This is a genomic window from Paraburkholderia sp. Tr-20389 (assembly GCF_017104565.1).
GTDB lineage: Bacteria > Pseudomonadota > Gammaproteobacteria > Burkholderiales > Burkholderiaceae > Paraburkholderia.
In genome coordinates this window covers 135,804-149,341 of record NZ_JAAGPD010000015.1, presented here as the reverse complement: position 1 = coordinate 149,341, position 13,538 = coordinate 135,804, and the positions used below count along the sequence as shown (strand labels likewise).

At 64.1% G+C, this 13,538-nt stretch carries 16 protein-coding genes; 8 read left to right on the top strand and 8 right to left on the bottom strand.

Annotated elements, in window-relative coordinates; genetic code table 11:
• Positions 1 to 2: 2 nt before the first annotated feature.
• Both G3N95_RS17190 and G3N95_RS17185 read left to right on the top strand, forming a co-directional pair.
• Positions 3 to 362, top strand: coding sequence for a hypothetical protein (locus G3N95_RS17190; RefSeq protein WP_205971286.1), 360 nt, complete (start codon positions 3 to 5; stop codon positions 360 to 362).
• 47 nt (positions 363 to 409) lie between these two features.
• Positions 410 to 697: a PAAR domain-containing protein gene (locus G3N95_RS17185; RefSeq protein WP_205971285.1), complete on the top strand. Its 288-nt coding sequence runs from the start codon at positions 410 to 412 to the stop codon at positions 695 to 697.
• A gap of 21 nt (positions 698 to 718) precedes the next feature.
• On the opposite strand, the gene G3N95_RS17180 is transcribed toward G3N95_RS17185, so the two are convergent.
• Complete coding sequence (locus tag G3N95_RS17180; RefSeq protein WP_205971284.1) at positions 719 to 1,495, bottom strand: SGNH/GDSL hydrolase family protein; 777 nt, start codon at positions 1,493 to 1,495, stop codon at positions 719 to 721.
• 162 nt (positions 1,496 to 1,657) lie between these two features.
• On the opposite strand from G3N95_RS17180, the gene G3N95_RS17175 reads away from it, so the two are divergent.
• Positions 1,658 to 2,029, top strand: a complete 372-nt coding sequence (locus tag G3N95_RS17175) for a DUF2591 domain-containing protein (protein ID WP_205971283.1) — start codon at positions 1,658 to 1,660, stop codon at positions 2,027 to 2,029.
• A 34-nt stretch (positions 2,030 to 2,063) separates the two neighbouring features.
• On the opposite strand, the gene G3N95_RS17170 is transcribed toward G3N95_RS17175, so the two are convergent.
• Positions 2,064 to 2,336: a hypothetical protein gene (locus G3N95_RS17170; RefSeq protein WP_205971282.1), complete on the bottom strand. Its 273-nt coding sequence runs from the start codon at positions 2,334 to 2,336 to the stop codon at positions 2,064 to 2,066.
• Between the two features lie 213 nt (positions 2,337 to 2,549).
• On the opposite strand from G3N95_RS17170, the gene G3N95_RS17165 reads away from it, so the two are divergent.
• On the top strand, positions 2,550 to 4,187 hold the full coding sequence (locus tag G3N95_RS17165) for an acyl-CoA synthetase (protein WP_205971328.1): 1,638 nt from the start codon (positions 2,550 to 2,552) through the stop codon (positions 4,185 to 4,187).
• An 11-nt stretch (positions 4,188 to 4,198) separates the two neighbouring features.
• Here the strand turns inward: G3N95_RS17165 and G3N95_RS17160 are convergent, their stop codons facing one another.
• Positions 4,199 to 4,744: an Lrp/AsnC family transcriptional regulator gene (locus G3N95_RS17160; RefSeq protein WP_205971281.1), complete on the bottom strand. Its 546-nt coding sequence runs from the start codon at positions 4,742 to 4,744 to the stop codon at positions 4,199 to 4,201.
• Positions 4,745 to 4,903: 159 nt separating this feature from the next.
• Between G3N95_RS17160 and mdeB the strand changes: the two genes are divergently transcribed.
• Positions 4,904 to 7,639, top strand: a complete 2,736-nt coding sequence (gene mdeB / locus G3N95_RS17155) for an alpha-ketoglutarate dehydrogenase (RefSeq protein WP_205971280.1) — start codon at positions 4,904 to 4,906, stop codon at positions 7,637 to 7,639.
• Positions 7,640 to 7,645: 6 nt separating this feature from the next.
• Here mdeB and G3N95_RS17150 read toward each other — a convergent pair whose 3' ends face one another.
• Both G3N95_RS17150 and G3N95_RS17145 read right to left on the bottom strand, forming a co-directional pair.
• Positions 7,646 to 8,044 carry an SgcJ/EcaC family oxidoreductase gene (locus G3N95_RS17150; RefSeq protein WP_205971279.1) on the bottom strand — a complete coding sequence of 133 codons (399 nt, stop codon included), beginning with the start codon at positions 8,042 to 8,044 and terminating at the stop codon, positions 7,646 to 7,648.
• A gap of 90 nt (positions 8,045 to 8,134) precedes the next feature.
• Positions 8,135 to 9,031 (bottom strand): EamA family transporter, encoded by an 897-nt coding sequence (locus tag G3N95_RS17145; protein WP_205971278.1) that lies wholly within the window; start codon positions 9,029 to 9,031, stop codon positions 8,135 to 8,137.
• 103 nt (positions 9,032 to 9,134) lie between these two features.
• Here G3N95_RS17145 and G3N95_RS17140 point away from each other — a divergent pair, with 103 nt between their 5' ends.
• The 3 genes from G3N95_RS17140 to G3N95_RS17130 all read left to right on the top strand — a co-directional run bounded on the left by G3N95_RS17140 (position 9,135) and on the right by G3N95_RS17130 (position 11,304).
• Positions 9,135 to 10,034, top strand: a complete 900-nt coding sequence (locus G3N95_RS17140) for a LysR substrate-binding domain-containing protein (RefSeq protein ID WP_205971277.1) — start codon at positions 9,135 to 9,137, stop codon at positions 10,032 to 10,034.
• A gap of 223 nt (positions 10,035 to 10,257) precedes the next feature.
• On the top strand, positions 10,258 to 10,929 hold the full coding sequence (locus tag G3N95_RS17135) for a TetR/AcrR family transcriptional regulator (RefSeq protein WP_205971276.1): 672 nt from the start codon (positions 10,258 to 10,260) through the stop codon (positions 10,927 to 10,929).
• Positions 10,930 to 11,100: 171 nt separating this feature from the next.
• Positions 11,101 to 11,304, top strand: a complete 204-nt coding sequence (locus G3N95_RS17130; RefSeq protein ID WP_205971275.1) for a hypothetical protein — start codon at positions 11,101 to 11,103, stop codon at positions 11,302 to 11,304.
• An 82-nt stretch (positions 11,305 to 11,386) separates the two neighbouring features.
• Here G3N95_RS17130 and G3N95_RS17125 read toward each other — a convergent pair whose 3' ends face one another.
• The 3 genes from G3N95_RS17125 to G3N95_RS17115 form a co-directional block, all read right to left on the bottom strand.
• Positions 11,387 to 11,548, bottom strand: a complete 162-nt coding sequence (locus G3N95_RS17125; RefSeq protein WP_109481802.1) for a DUF1328 family protein — start codon at positions 11,546 to 11,548, stop codon at positions 11,387 to 11,389.
• Positions 11,549 to 11,847: 299 nt separating this feature from the next.
• Positions 11,848 to 12,498: a LysE family translocator gene (locus tag G3N95_RS17120; RefSeq protein WP_205971274.1), complete on the bottom strand. Its 651-nt coding sequence runs from the start codon at positions 12,496 to 12,498 to the stop codon at positions 11,848 to 11,850.
• Positions 12,499 to 12,587: 89 nt separating this feature from the next.
• Positions 12,588 to 13,403 (bottom strand): AraC family transcriptional regulator, encoded by an 816-nt coding sequence (locus G3N95_RS17115; RefSeq protein ID WP_205971273.1) that lies wholly within the window; start codon positions 13,401 to 13,403, stop codon positions 12,588 to 12,590.
• Positions 13,404 to 13,538: the final 135 nt, after the last annotated feature.

Genomic DNA, 13,538 nt, shown 5'->3' with positions numbered 1-13,538 from the left:
GCTTGAACAGTATTGAAACAAATGAAACGCCCGAAGGCGTGATCGCATTGTCGATATCCGCGACGAACGTCGTAATCCGTCCTGCGATCGTTGTTGAGTTCCTGCATGAAAACACGTGCTCCTGGTTGCTGCTGGACTGCAATGACTCGGCCGCTGGCGTCACGACGACGACAGCCAGCGCGATTCTATGGAGAGCACGGATCCATGATGTCAAAAAGCGTCAGCGGCTCACGGCCTGCGGGATCGCGCGCAATCGCGAGACGAGAAAGCATTTAAATCGCCATTACCAAAAACGATTTAACAAATTCCAATCGCATAAAGAAAGGGATTTAAACGATGCCAATATCAGCCTGATTGGTTAATTCACCGATCTTTTGTAGAATCCGCGAATTCAACCGGCGAGCACACCATGAAACGCTATCTGATCCTGAACGGTGACACGACGACGGCGAACGGCACGGTGCAAGCCGTCTCCTCCACGATTCAACTCGAAGGACGCGACGTCGCGCATGAAGGCGACGACGTGACGTGCCCCGCGTGCCATACGACGGGCAAGATCCAGTGCGATGGGCCGCGCGAAGTGATGACGGCACCTGACGGCCGGCATGCGGCGTTGAGCGACGATCTGTGCATCTGCGGATGCAAGCCTCATCCGAAGCTGGTCGCTTCGCAGCAGGTATTTTCAGTAGGCGAATGAGCATGCGGCGTCGCGCCGCCTTTACTCCATCAGCTTCGCGACAATCGGTTCGACCACTTCGCGTTGCCGCTCGGCCTTGAGCCGGTAAAGCGCATCCGTGGGATGCACGCCATCGATCAACAGCGAACGCCAGTCGCGCATCGCGCCGATCGGCGCGTACTGCCGGACCAGTGCCAGCCCGTAGCGTTTCGCCAGTTCATCGACGACCGCCACGTATTGCGGCACGACCGTCTCGTTCAACGCGTAATCGACGGGATTGGGCTCTTCGAGCACGACGATGCGTCCCGCGTCGCGCGACTCCTTGATGAAGCGCGTGAGGCGCTCGCGAAACGCGGCGGGCGGCTCCTTGACGTGATTGTCGGCGTCGTTGAGCGCGAAGTTGACGATCACGATATGCGCGGGCGACGTCGTCACCCATTGCGAGTACGGTTGTCCATAACCGTTGACACCCCGCTCGCGATCGACGAGCGTCGCGCCCGGCACGCCGTTGTTCTGCACGATCACACGCGTGCCGAAGCGCGCCTGCAACGCGGCCTGAAGCAACGCGGGAGGATTATTCGGCGATTGCCAGGACTTCGTGAAGCCGCCCGACGTCTGATAGCCCCACATCGTGGAGTCGCCTTGCGCGTCGATGATGATCGTCCTGTGCAAGCCTGCCATCGCATGTCCCAAAAGATGGGGCGCGGCGTGTGCCGCGCCCGCAATTGCAACCATGCCGAGCAGCACCGCGAACAGCTTGCGTAGCGGGTGCTTGCCGTCGGCGGCGCGGCGCGCAATGTGCGGGAGGTGGAAAGTCATGGATGCCCCGTGTCCACTCAGTTGACGGAACACGCCGCGCACCATCCGCGGCGTTATCTGGCACGACAGATACACGACAGATACCACGTCATAAAACGCAACACGAACTTGATGCACAATCAATGCTGCGTTCGGCACATACGATCTCCACGAGGAGCAGAGATGAGAGTTTCGGATCTGGAAGGCGCAGTACTCGATTACTGGGTTGCACGAGCGGACAATCTGCCGAAGCCGCGCGTCGACGACGGCTTCTGCTGGATCGAAGAGCCCGCCTGCGACGGCGATCCGGCCCGCGCGCTCGAAGCAGCCTTCGCGCCGTCGACGGACTGGGCCCAATGCGGCCCGATCATCGAGCGGGCGAGAATCCATCTCGTGCCGGCCGCGGCGGGCGACCAGGCGTCATGGACGGGCTCCGTTCCGGCCGGCGCCGGCACCATCGAACAGGTCGGCGCCACCGCGCTGATTGCCGCCATGCGTGCGTTCGTCGCGAGTCACTTCGGCGACACCGTCGCCGACGAAGCAGAAGCGCGCTGAACGCAGTCGTTCAAAGCCACCGTTCTACATCACGTCAAAAGCACTCGAAAACCACTTCGACTGTCTGATTGCCTGCGCTACGCACGCCGTTCGTATGAATCTCGACGGTGTGCATCTGCTTTTCCTGCTCGCGGCAATACGCGTTGGCGTGCTTGAGCCCCGCGTTGCGGATGCTATTCCACGATGCGAGGCTCGTGCGTCCGCGACTCGTGACCGAGAGGTAGCCGTTCTGCTTCCTGTCCACACCCGATACCGCAGTGCACGCGGCGAGCACGCCGATTCCGGCAAGCAGAATGCACTTCTTCATATTCCTCCCATAGTTGGGGCATTGTCGCGGGCGCGGGTCACAACAGGCAACTGAAAAAAACGGAAGCAGTATTCAGGTTGACGCGTCCGCTACGCCGCGTACGCCATGACATTACATTACCCTTTCCCATGCGCGCAAAACTTACGGTCACTCGTCGAGCGCCTGCGCCGGCGGAGTAGCATGACAGCGAGCGCATACAACAAGGAGACACGGATGCTTCCCGCTGCCGATACCTACGAAAACCTCGTCGCCGCGTTTGAATGGCGTGTTCCGCCGCACTACAACATCGGTATCGATGCCTGCGACAAGTGGGCCGACGGCAGCGGCCGGCTCGCGCTGATCTGCGAGACGCGTGCAGGGGAGACGGCGCGCTACACCTTCGATGAACTGAAGTCGCTGTCGGACCGATTCGCGCATGCGTTGCGCAAGCGCGGTGTGAAGAAGGGCGATCGCGTCGGTATCTTCCTCGCGCAATCGGTGGAGACCGCAGTTGCGCATCTCGCCGTGTACAAATGCGGCGCGATCGCCGTGCCGCTCTTCGCGCTGTTCGGCCCCGACGCGCTCGAATACCGTCTATCCGACAGCGGCGTCGTCGCGCTCGTTACCGACATGGGCGGTGCGCAGAAGATCGCCTCGGTGCGCACGCGCTTGCCCGAATTGCGCACGATCTTCTGTGTCGACGTCGATCGCGCGGATCACACTTTGCAGGTCGACTCGTTCTGGGCCGCGCTCGACGATGCGCCGGCCGGCTTCGACGCGGAACCGACCTCCGCCGACGATCCCGCCGTCATCATCTACACGTCGGGCACGACAGGCAAGCCGAAGGGCGCGCTGCACGCGCATCGCGTGCTGCTCGGCCATCTGCCCGGCGTGGAGATGCCGCAAGCGTTCTTTCCTGACGACGCGCATCTGATGTGGACGCCCGCCGACTGGGCGTGGATCGGCGGGCTGTTCGACGTGCTGCTGCCGGCCTGGCATCATGGCGTCGCCGTGCTGGCGCGGCGCTTCGAGAAGTTCGACGGCGAGGCCGCGTTCGATCTGATGCAGCGTCACGCCGTCACGCATGCGTTCCTGCCGCCGACGGCGCTGAAGATGATGCGTGCCGTCGAGCATCCTGAGCGCTGGACGCTGTCGCTGCGCGCGGTCGCGAGCGGCGGCGAATCGCTCGGCGCGGAACTGATCGAATGGGGGCGGCGCGCGCTTGGCGTGACTATCAACGAGTTCTATGGGCAGACGGAATGCAACGTCGTCGTGTCGTCGTGCGCGACACTGTTCGAGCCGTGCTTCGGTTCGATCGGCAAGGTCGTGCCGGGCCATCGCGTGGCGATCGTCGACGACACGGGGCATACGGTGCCGCGCGGCGAGCCCGGCAACATCGCGATCCACGCGCCCGACCCGGTGATGTTCCTCGGCTACTGGCGCAACGAGGCCGCCACGCGCGACAAGTTTCGCGGTGACTGGCTGCTGACGGGCGACATGGGGCTGATGGATGCGGACGGCTTCATCCGCTTCGTCGGCCGCGACGACGACGTGATCACGAGCGCCGGCTACCGGATCGGCCCGGCGCCCATCGAAGATTGCCTGCTGCGGCATCCCGCCGTGCGCATGGCGGCCGTGGTCGGCGCACCCGACGCGCAGCGCACCGAGATCGTCACCGCATTCGTCGTGCTCAATCCCGGCTACGACGCGAGCGATTCACTCGTGCAGACGCTGCAACAGCACGTGAAGACGCATCTCGCCGCGCACGAATACCCGCGCGCGATTCACTTCGTCGATGCGTTGCCGATGACGGCGACGGGCAAGGTCATCCGCCGCGAACTACGCGACCGCGTGACGCCTGCGGCGCGCTGAGCGGTTGATCGTCAGGCCCATTCGCGCGGCGCGTCGTCTTCTGCCGCAAGCGTGAGACCCGCGACGGGCAGCGGCAACGCCGTCTTGTAGCGCACCTGCTTGAGCGCGAAGCTCGAACGGATATTCGACACGCCGGGAATCTTCGTGAGCCACTGCACGATGAAGCGTTCGAGCCCCTGCATGTCGGGCACGACGACGCGCAGCAGATAGTCGGCGTCGCCCGTCATCAGATAGCACTCCATCACCTCGGGGCGCTCGCCGACTTCCTGCTCGAAGCGGCGCAGCGCCTCTTCGACCTGCTTTTCGAGGCTCACCTGAATGAACACGTTGATGCGCAGCCCGAGCGCTTCGGCGTCGAGCAGTGTGACCTGCTGGCGGAACAGACCGAGCTTTTCGAGCGCGCGCACGCGGTTGAAGCAGGGCGTCGGCGACAGATTGACGGCGCGCGCCAGTTCCGCGTTGGTGATGCGCGCGTTTTGCTGCAGTTGCTGGAGTATCGCGATGTCGATGCGATCGAGGCGCCGCGCCGCGGCGGCGGATCTGGCTTCGGAAGTCATAGTGTAAACATTCCATGTAAGGCCAATTTATCGGAATAAATACACTATCCGAAAGCGCCAAGGCAAGCAAAAGAGACGCACATTTTGCGGGTGCGTGGGTAAGCTGGTTAGACGTTTCCGAGTCGCTTTTCACCCACGCTTTTCAGCCGGAGTTGCGTCATGACGGACTTATCGAGCGGTGCCCGCCCAGTTCTTGCCCTGACACAGGCTCGCATCGACAGCGATCCGCAGGAGACGGCCGAATGGCTCGCCGCGCTGGATGGCGTCGTCCAGCATGTCGGCGTGGAACGCGCGCAATACCTGTTCGACCGGCTGGCTGCGCATGCGCTGGGCAGCGGTGTCGCGACGGCGCGCGCGAACGTCACGCCATATGCGAACACGATTTCCGTCGATCAGCAGCCGCCTTATCCCGGCGATCTCGACACGGAAGAAAAGCTTGCCGCCGCGTTGCGCTGGAACGCGCTCGCGATGGTGGTGCGGGCGAACCGCGCGTACGGCGAACTGGGCGGCCACATCGCGAGCTATGCATCGGCGGCCGATCTGTTCGAAGTCGGCTTCAATCATTTCTTCCGCGCCGCGAGCAGCACGCAAGACGGCAACGATGAGCACGGCGGCGATCTCGTCTACTTCCAGCCGCATTCGTCGCCGGGCGTGTATGCGCGCGCGTTCCTCGAAGGCTTTCTCGACGAGACGCATCTCGAACACTATCGGCGCGAAATCGCGGGGCCGGGTTTGTGTTCGTATCCGCATCCGTGGCTGATGCCGGACTTCTGGCAGTTCCCGACCGGGTCGATGGGTATCGGTCCCATCAACGCGATCTACCAGGCGCGCTTCATGCGTTATCTGCAGAACCGCAGTTTGCTGAAGACGGAAGGGCGCAAGGTGTGGGGCTTCTTCGGCGACGGCGAGATGGACGAGCCGGAGTCGATCGGCGCGCTGTCGCTCGCGGCGCGCGAAGGGCTCGACAATCTCGTGTTCGTGATCAACTGCAATCTGCAACGGCTCGACGGTCCCGTGCGCAGCAACGGCCGCATCATCGACGAACTCGAAGCGCAGTTCACAGGCGCGGGCTGGAACGTGATCAAGGTGCTGTGGGGCTCGGACTGGGACGCGCTGTTCGCGCGCGACCGCACGGGCGCGTTATTGAGGGCGTTCGCCCATACCGTCGACGGCCAGTTCCAGACCTTCTCGGCCAACGACGGCGGCTACAACCGCGAGCGCTTCTTCGGCCAGAACCCGGAGCTGGCGGCGCTCGCCGCGCATCTGAGCAACGACGATATCGACCGCCTCCGGCGCGGCGGTCACGATGTGCGCAAGCTGCACGCCGCGTATGAACGCGCGTTGAAGCATCGCGGCCAGCCCACGGTGATCCTCGCGAAGACGATGAAGGGCTTCGGCATGGGCGCGATCGGCCAGGGACGCATGACCACGCATCAGCAGAAGAAGCTCGACGTCGAGCAGCTGAAGGCGTTTCGCGACCGCTTCCGTCTGCCGTTGTCGGATGACGATGTCGAGCAGCTCAGGTTCTACAAGCCAGCGGAAAACAGCCCGGAAATGCAGTACCTGCATGCACGCCGGGCTGCCTTGGGAGGCTATCTGCCCAGAAGGCGGAAAGCGGCATCGCAGACACCGACCGTGCCTGCGTTGACTTCCTGGGGGCAATTCGCGCTGGAATCGAACGGCAAGGAGATGTCGACCACGATGGCCATCGTGCGCATGCTCGGCAGCCTGTTGAAGGACGCGTCGCTCGGCCCGCGCGTCGTGCCCGTCGTCGCGGATGAAGCGCGCACGTTCGGCATGGCGAACCTGTTCCGCCAGGTCGGCATCTATTCGCCGCTCGGCCAGCTGTACGAGCCGGAAGATATGGGCTCGATGCTGTACTACCGCGAAGACAAGGGCGGCCAGATACTCGAAGAGGGCATCTCCGAAGCGGGCGCGGTGTCGTCGTGGATCGCGGCGGCGACGTCGTACAGCGTGCACGATCTGCCGATGCTGCCGTTCTACATCTACTACTCGATGTTCGGCTTCCAGCGCATCGGCGACCTGATCTGGGCGGCAGCGGATCAGCGCGCGAGAGGCTTTCTGATCGGTGCGACGGCGGGCAAGACGACGCTCGGCGGCGAAGGGCTCCAGCATCAGGACGGCACGAGCCATCTCGCGGCATCGACGGTGCCGAACTGCCGCGCATACGATCCCGCGTTCGCCTATGAAGTGGCGATGATCGTCGACGAAGGCATGCGCGAGATGATCGAACGTCAGCGCGACGTGTTCTATTACCTGACCGTCACGAACGAGAACTACGCCCAGCCGTCTTTGCCTGCGGCCGTGTCTGTCGACACCGTGCGTGAAGGCGTGCTGAAGGGCATGTATCCGCTCGATGAAGCATCGCTGGATGCGGCGCGGGTCCAACTGCTCGGCGCGGGCGCGATACTCGGCGAAGTGCAGGCAGCCACCCGCATGCTCAAGGATGACTGGCATATCGATGCGTCCGTCTGGAGCGTGACGAGCTTCACCGAACTGCATCGCGACGGCGTTGCGGCGGAGCGTGCAGAGCGTCTCTTCGACGATGCGCAAAACGCGCTGCCTTATGTGACGTCCGCGCTCGCTGCATCGCGCGGCCCGGTGATCGCCGCGACCGACTACGTGCGCGCCGTGCCCGAACTGATCCGTGCGTATGTGCCGCGCCGCTACGTGACGCTCGGCACCGACGGCTTCGGACGCAGCGACACGCGCGCGGCGCTGCGGGCGTTCTTCGAAGTGGATCGGGCGTCGATCGCGATCGCCGCATTGAAGGCGCTCGCCGACGAAGGTGCGATCGAACGCGACATCGTCAGGCAGGCGATCGACCGTTACGGCAAGCGCGACACGGACAGCAGCACGCCTTGGGAGAAGTGACGCGCTTTACGTTGGCGGAGTCTGCGGCACCAGTAGATTGGCGTCGCGCGCGAGCAGCCAGCGGCCGTCGGTTTCCTTGCGCAGAATCGTCATCGTGTTGCCGGCAAGCTGCATCGGCGGCGCGGAGCCGTCCTTCGGCGTGATGCTGATCGCGAGGTGCGAGCGCAAAAAGGCCCAGTCGCCGAGCACCTGAAGTTCAAGGATGTCGCTCTTGCCGTCGATCGCGATGTTCTTCTGGCCTTCGGACGCCGCCATGAACGCGGCTTTGCCGAACGGTTTCTGGCCCGGCACCATGAAAATCACATCGTCGGTCATCAGGCTCAGCACGGTGGCCGTGTCGCCTGCCTTGCTGGCGGCGAGCCAGGTGTCGATCAGCTGGCGGATCGCGCGTTCGTCGTCGGTCATGATGGTGTCCTCGCGGGTCGGGGGGCGATGAGTCGATGCGTCGATTCTAGACGCCTGACCTCGCGCATCATTCGGACCCGACGGTTCCGTTCATCGCGACGTGACGATCACACCGACGCTCGCGCTCACGACGAACAGCGTGCCCGCCAGTTGCAGCGCCGTCATCGGCTGATGCAGCACGACGAAGCCCGCGAGCGCGCCGATCGCCGGTTCGATGCTCATCAGAATGCCGAACGACGAAGCGGGCATGTGGCGCAGCGCAATCATTTCCAGTGCGTACGGCAAAAGCGGCACGAGCACGGCAAGGCCTGCCGTGGCGGCGAACTGCATCGGCGCGATATGCACGCCGTGCTCGGCGAGGCCGAAGGGCGTCGCGACGAGGGCTGCCGCGATCAGCGAGACCGACAGCCCTTCGAGCCCCTTGAAGAGCGCGCCCGTTTTTTTCATCAGCACGATATAGCTGCCCCATCCGCACGCCGCGCCCGCTGCAAGCAACATGCCGGTGGGGTCGCCGATCCAGCCCGCGCGGTCGCGCGCGAGCAGCAGCACACCCGCGACCGCGAGCAGCGGCCACAGCAGCGCGCGCAGACGGCGCACGCCGAGTGTCGCGACGGTCAGCGGGCCAAGAAAGTCGATCGCGACGGCGAGGCCGAGCGGAATGCGTTCGATCGCCGAGAAAAAGCACAACGTCATGCCAGCCATCGCGACACCGAGCACACCCGCGGCAAGCCAGTGCGCACGCGAGTAGCTGCGCAGCTTCGGACGCACGACGATGGCCAGAATGACGGCTGCCCACGCGAGCCGCAGCCACGTCGTGCTGAAGGCGCCGAATGCGTCCATCGTCGGCGCGGACAGCGCGGCGCCGAACTGCACGCAGGACATCGACATCAGGCCGAGCAGCGCGGCAACGCCGACGTGGCGCTTCGGCGCGGCAGGCGACGGCGGGGCGTCGAAGGTGAGGGAATCGGCGAGCGTCGAGTCTTTCATGGGTTTGGGAAGTACCGCACAACGGGACGATGAACGACCATCATATCGGCGAAATAGGGCTTAAGATAAGCTGATATTTCTTATGCCGATATAACGGACGCTGATGATGCGCGACTTCGACAGCAGTCTTCTACGAGCCTTCGTGACGGTCGCCGAAACGGGAGCCGTCAGCGCGGCGGCCGTGCGTCTGGCCCGCACGCAGGCGGCCGTCAGCATGCAACTGCGGCGTCTCGAGGACGACATCGGCCAGCGCCTGCTGGAACGCTCTCCGCGCGGCGTGCGGCTGACGGATGCCGGGCACCGGCTACTGCCCTATGCGCACGCGATCCTCGGTGCCGGGGAGGACGCGCGCCGCGCGCTCGAGACGGGCGAGGTGGCGGGCACGGTGCGGCTCGGCATGCTGGAGGATGTGGCCGTCGGCCGTCTGCCGCGCGCGTTGCGGCGCTTCTCGGCCGCGCATCCGCAGGTCGCGATGGAGATCGTCGTCGATGCGAGCGCAGCGTTATCGCAGCGTCTCGCGGACGGCGCGCTCGACGTGCTGGTCGGCGATCCCGCGATGGTCGACGCGACGCCGCTCGTCACGTGGACGCAGCCGCTCTTCTGGGTCGGCACGCGCGGCTATGTGGCCGATCCCGATGCGCCATTGCCGCTGGTCGCGTTCGGCGGCACATGTCTGTGGCAGCAGCAGGTGATGACGATCCTGCGGCGCGCGGGCATCGCGTGGCGTGTGGTTTGCACGAGCACGAGCCTGCCCGCTGTGCAGTCGGCCGTGGAGGCGGGGCTTGGCGTATCGGTGCTGCTCGACGGCAATATCCGCCATGACACGATGCGCGTGCTCGGCGCCGCCGACGGCTTGCCGGAGCCGCCCGCCGCAGACCTCGGCCTGTTCGTGCGCCATGCAGCGGGCGCGCAGGAAACAGCCGTCGATGCGCTGCAGTGCTTCCTCTGTGAAGAACTCGACCTTGGCTTGATCGACCGTTCGCCGAGAGCGGCGCGCCGATAAGCGGGCGCGTGTGTCGTGCGTGCGTCAACTGCACGCGGGATCGGACGGCCGCATGTCGATCAGCATGCGGACGCGTGATACCCTCGCTCCGACGGGATCGCGCTGAAGCATCCCACCATTCCACAATCGACATGATTGATGCACACTGCATGCGTCAACGCCTGATGTGCGGTGATGTTGCGCATCCAACAAACTTCAACCTTCATTCATGCACGGAGTATCTTTGCCCACGAGTCCCCCGTCGCGTCGGCGGCCCAAGCAGGCGCGCGCCGAATTCGCGCTCGACAGCATTCTGGAGGCGGCCGCCCGCACGCTCGAAGCGCATGGCAAAGCGGGGCTGACGACGCAGCGCGTCGCCGATACGGCGGGCTTCAGTATCGGTGCGATCTATCAGTACTTTCCAAACAAGGAAGGCCTGATCGAGGCGCTGGCACGGCGCGAGCTCGAACGTTTGACGGCGATGATGAAAGAGGCGCTCACGCAGCCCGCGCCGTTTGGCACGGGGCTCAACGCGCGCCGCATCATTCGCGTGGTGGCGGCCTTCGTCGGCGACCGGCCGCGCCTCTACGGCATCCTGCGCGCGGAATGGGCGGAAGCCGCGCCCGACACGCCCGTCGGGCAGGGCATGCGGCGCTACTTCGAGTTGATTTCAGGCACGCTGAATCGCGAGAACCCTGAACTGGGCAAGCGGGTCGGCAGCGACGAAGCGCGCTTCGTGCTGTTTCGCGCGATCTCCGGCGTGCTGCTCGCCACGGCGCAGGAGCGTCCCCATTACTTCGGCACCGACGCCTTCGAAGACGAAATGGTGCGCCTGATTCTCGGCTTCCTGAACTACGACCTGAGCCGGGACATGCCGCGTCTCGCGCGAGAGGGCGACAGTTTTACAAGCGCGTGAAAGTCGGTACCGTTTCCCCGATATGCAACGGCGGGCTTGCGGGCCGTTTTCCCCTGATGTCATATTGAGCGTCCGATGGCAGCGAGCGCTGGCCATCTTCAGCACATATCAATTCGACGCCGTCGCGACGACTGAAGCCGGTCCGCGCGCACGGTGCATTCGGGGAAAGGCATGAACCATCATCAGCTTGAGTCGGATATCGGGCATCTGGAGTACATGCTGGCGCGCATTTCAGGCACGGATCCGCTTCCGCTGTCGTACTGGCGCAAACGCGTCGACGACGTGACGGCCGCCGCGAGCCTTCCCGCGCAAAAGACCCGCGCAAGAAGGCTGGACGAAACGCTGAGCATGCTCGAATCGCGCGCGGGGGCGTGATCGCCGGCAGGCAACTACGACAGCAAACGGACGCGCGGCACAGCGTGCATCCGCTTGCTCGACGATGGTGTCATGCGCGGGTTCAGCGTCTGATCACGCCCATGAGCAGCGTGACGAGAAAGATCACGATAAAGATAAAGAACAGCACCTTCGCTATTTCAGCAGCGCCTGCGGCAATGCCGCCGAATCCGAAGACGGCCGCAATGATGGCGATGATGAAGAAGATGGCAGCGTATCGAAGCATGGAATCCTCCATCGAAGAATGGCTGAACGGACCGGTGCGATGACCGGACCACGGGTGCGGAAACCGCGTCGGCAGACTTAGGCGCCGCCGTCACCGCATGGAGCAACACCCATGCCTGTCGACATGGGCGCGATCCGACATCTGCGACATGAAGAGGATACTCGCCGCCGCTTGTCGTGACAGTTGCGGGACTGCTGCGGGACTGCTGCGACAGCGCCGGAGCGATGGCTTCAGAGCTATAGATGATCGTTCGTCATCAATCGGCGACGACCGATGATGCAGATTCATCACCAACGAATTCATAACCACTCGCGCACGAGCATCGCCAGCACGCTCGCGGCAATCGCGAGCAATACGACGCCTGTCACGCGTTCGATCGACGCGCTATGGCGCGTGAAGCGCGCGACGACTGACGGATGCCCGATGCCCATCGCCACCAGCAGATCCCAGCCGAACACGGCAGCGAACATCCATACGCCGTAGCAGATCTGCGCACCGAAGGGAGCGTCGCGTGCCGCGAGCAACGCGAACAGGCTTGCATAGAAGAGCGCATTCTTCGGATTGAGAATCGCGGAGGCGAAGCCCGTCGCGAAGCGTGCGAGCCAGGCGCTCGCCTGTGGCACAGAAGCTCGATCCTGAACATGCGGCGCGATCGACGTTGCCTTCGCATGCCGCAGCATCAATCCGCCCAGATAGACCAGATACACGCAGCCTGAAGCCTGCACGAGCGCGAACGTTGCGCCATGCCGATGCAGGGCGGCCACGCCGCCGAGCGCGAGTGCGATGAATACGCCGTTCGCGCAGGCAATGCCGAAACACACGGCACCCGTCTTGCGCCATCCACGCAACAGCGCGCTGCGTGCGATCAGAATGAAATCCGGTCCCGGGCTGAGCAGCGCAAGCAGATGCGCGCCCGCGACCATCGCGAACTGCTGAAGAGAAAGACCCATCTCGACTCCTTGTGTGTGCCGGGAGTCTGCTGGACAGGTGTGCGGAGATATTGAAGAAAAGTGCGCGACGTGAGGAAGGGGTGCCGCGCTTATGTGCCCGCGACGCGGCGGTAAGCGCCAGGTGTCATCGCGACGCGCTCCTTGAATGCGCGGTGGAAATGCGCCTGATCCGCGAAGCCGAGGTCGTGTGCGACGGCCGTGAGTGCGCATCCATCGCGTAACAGGCGCCGCGCCGCGTTGATGCGCAGATCCAGTTGATACGCGTGCGGCGCCATGCCTGTCGCGGCGCGAAACGCGCGAATGAACGCATAGCGGCTCATGCCCGCCATCTGCGCGAGCTGCTCGATGGGCAGGCGTTCGCCGTACGCGTCATGCAGCAGATCCGTGATCCGCCTCAGACGATCGGCTGTCATGCGTGGGACAGGCGGCACGTCGCGCGCCTCGCCGAGCCATGAGCGTTCGCTGACGAAAAGAATCAGCGCCGCTTCCTTTTCCGCGCTGTCCGTATTCGAGAACAGCAGCCGGTTGAGTGCGCAGTAACGCAGATACGCATCGCGGTCCCGATTGATCGACGGACGCGCGAGCACGTCGTCGGCATCCGCGCTGCCGCTCTCGCACAGCACCGCGCTCGCCCACGCGACATCGAGATGAAGCATCTGATAGCTCCACTCGCTGTCCCTATCCGGATTGCACGCGTGGACCCGCGCTGCGGGTATCAGCACGAGACTGCCCGGACCGAGGCGCGCGCGATCGTCGCCACAGACGTAGTTGCTGTGGCCACTGTCCACGGCGCCGATGGACAGCGTGTCGTGCGTGTGCGGCACGTAGCACGCACGCGAGCCGAAAGCGAGCCGGCTTTCGACAAACGGCAACTGCGGGTCGCGCCAGTAACGTTGATCGTCCATGGCTCCGATGATCGCATAAACGCGGTGCGACAGGAGTTGCACCGCATCGCAACCGCGAAATCGTTTGCGCGCCTTTCAAATGCTGGCAATTGGACTTTTAAATGGCTGTCGCGTGCATGAAATAGTTGGTAATAC

Bases quoted from the DNA above. Each gene is read 5' to 3' on its own strand.
- G3N95_RS17175 (WP_205971283.1), top strand. From the start codon at position 1,658: ATGAGAGTTTCGGATCTGGAAGGCGCAGTACTCGATTACTGGGTTGCA.
- G3N95_RS17150 (WP_205971279.1), bottom strand. From the start codon at position 8,044: ATGACCGACGACGAACGCGCGATCCGCCAGCTGATCGACACCTGGCTC.
- G3N95_RS17185 (WP_205971285.1), top strand. From the start codon at position 410: ATGAAACGCTATCTGATCCTGAACGGTGACACGACGACGGCGAACGGC.
- G3N95_RS17115 (WP_205971273.1), bottom strand. From the start codon at position 13,403: ATGGACGATCAACGTTACTGGCGCGACCCGCAGTTGCCGTTTGTCGAA.
- G3N95_RS17160 (WP_205971281.1), bottom strand. From the start codon at position 4,744: ATGACTTCCGAAGCCAGATCCGCCGCCGCGGCGCGGCGCCTCGATCGC.
- G3N95_RS17125 (WP_109481802.1), bottom strand. From the start codon at position 11,548: ATGCTTCGATACGCTGCCATCTTCTTCATCATCGCCATCATTGCGGCC.
- mdeB (WP_205971280.1), top strand. From the start codon at position 4,904: ATGACGGACTTATCGAGCGGTGCCCGCCCAGTTCTTGCCCTGACACAG.
- G3N95_RS17140 (WP_205971277.1), top strand. From the start codon at position 9,135: ATGATGCGCGACTTCGACAGCAGTCTTCTACGAGCCTTCGTGACGGTC.
- G3N95_RS17180 (WP_205971284.1), bottom strand. From the start codon at position 1,495: ATGACTTTCCACCTCCCGCACATTGCGCGCCGCGCCGCCGACGGCAAG.
- G3N95_RS17130 (WP_205971275.1), top strand. From the start codon at position 11,101: ATGAACCATCATCAGCTTGAGTCGGATATCGGGCATCTGGAGTACATG.
- G3N95_RS17170 (WP_205971282.1), bottom strand. From the start codon at position 2,336: ATGAAGAAGTGCATTCTGCTTGCCGGAATCGGCGTGCTCGCCGCGTGC.
- G3N95_RS17145 (WP_205971278.1), bottom strand. From the start codon at position 9,031: ATGAAAGACTCGACGCTCGCCGATTCCCTCACCTTCGACGCCCCGCCG.
- G3N95_RS17120 (WP_205971274.1), bottom strand. From the start codon at position 12,498: ATGGGTCTTTCTCTTCAGCAGTTCGCGATGGTCGCGGGCGCGCATCTG.
- G3N95_RS17165 (WP_205971328.1), top strand. From the start codon at position 2,550: ATGCTTCCCGCTGCCGATACCTACGAAAACCTCGTCGCCGCGTTTGAA.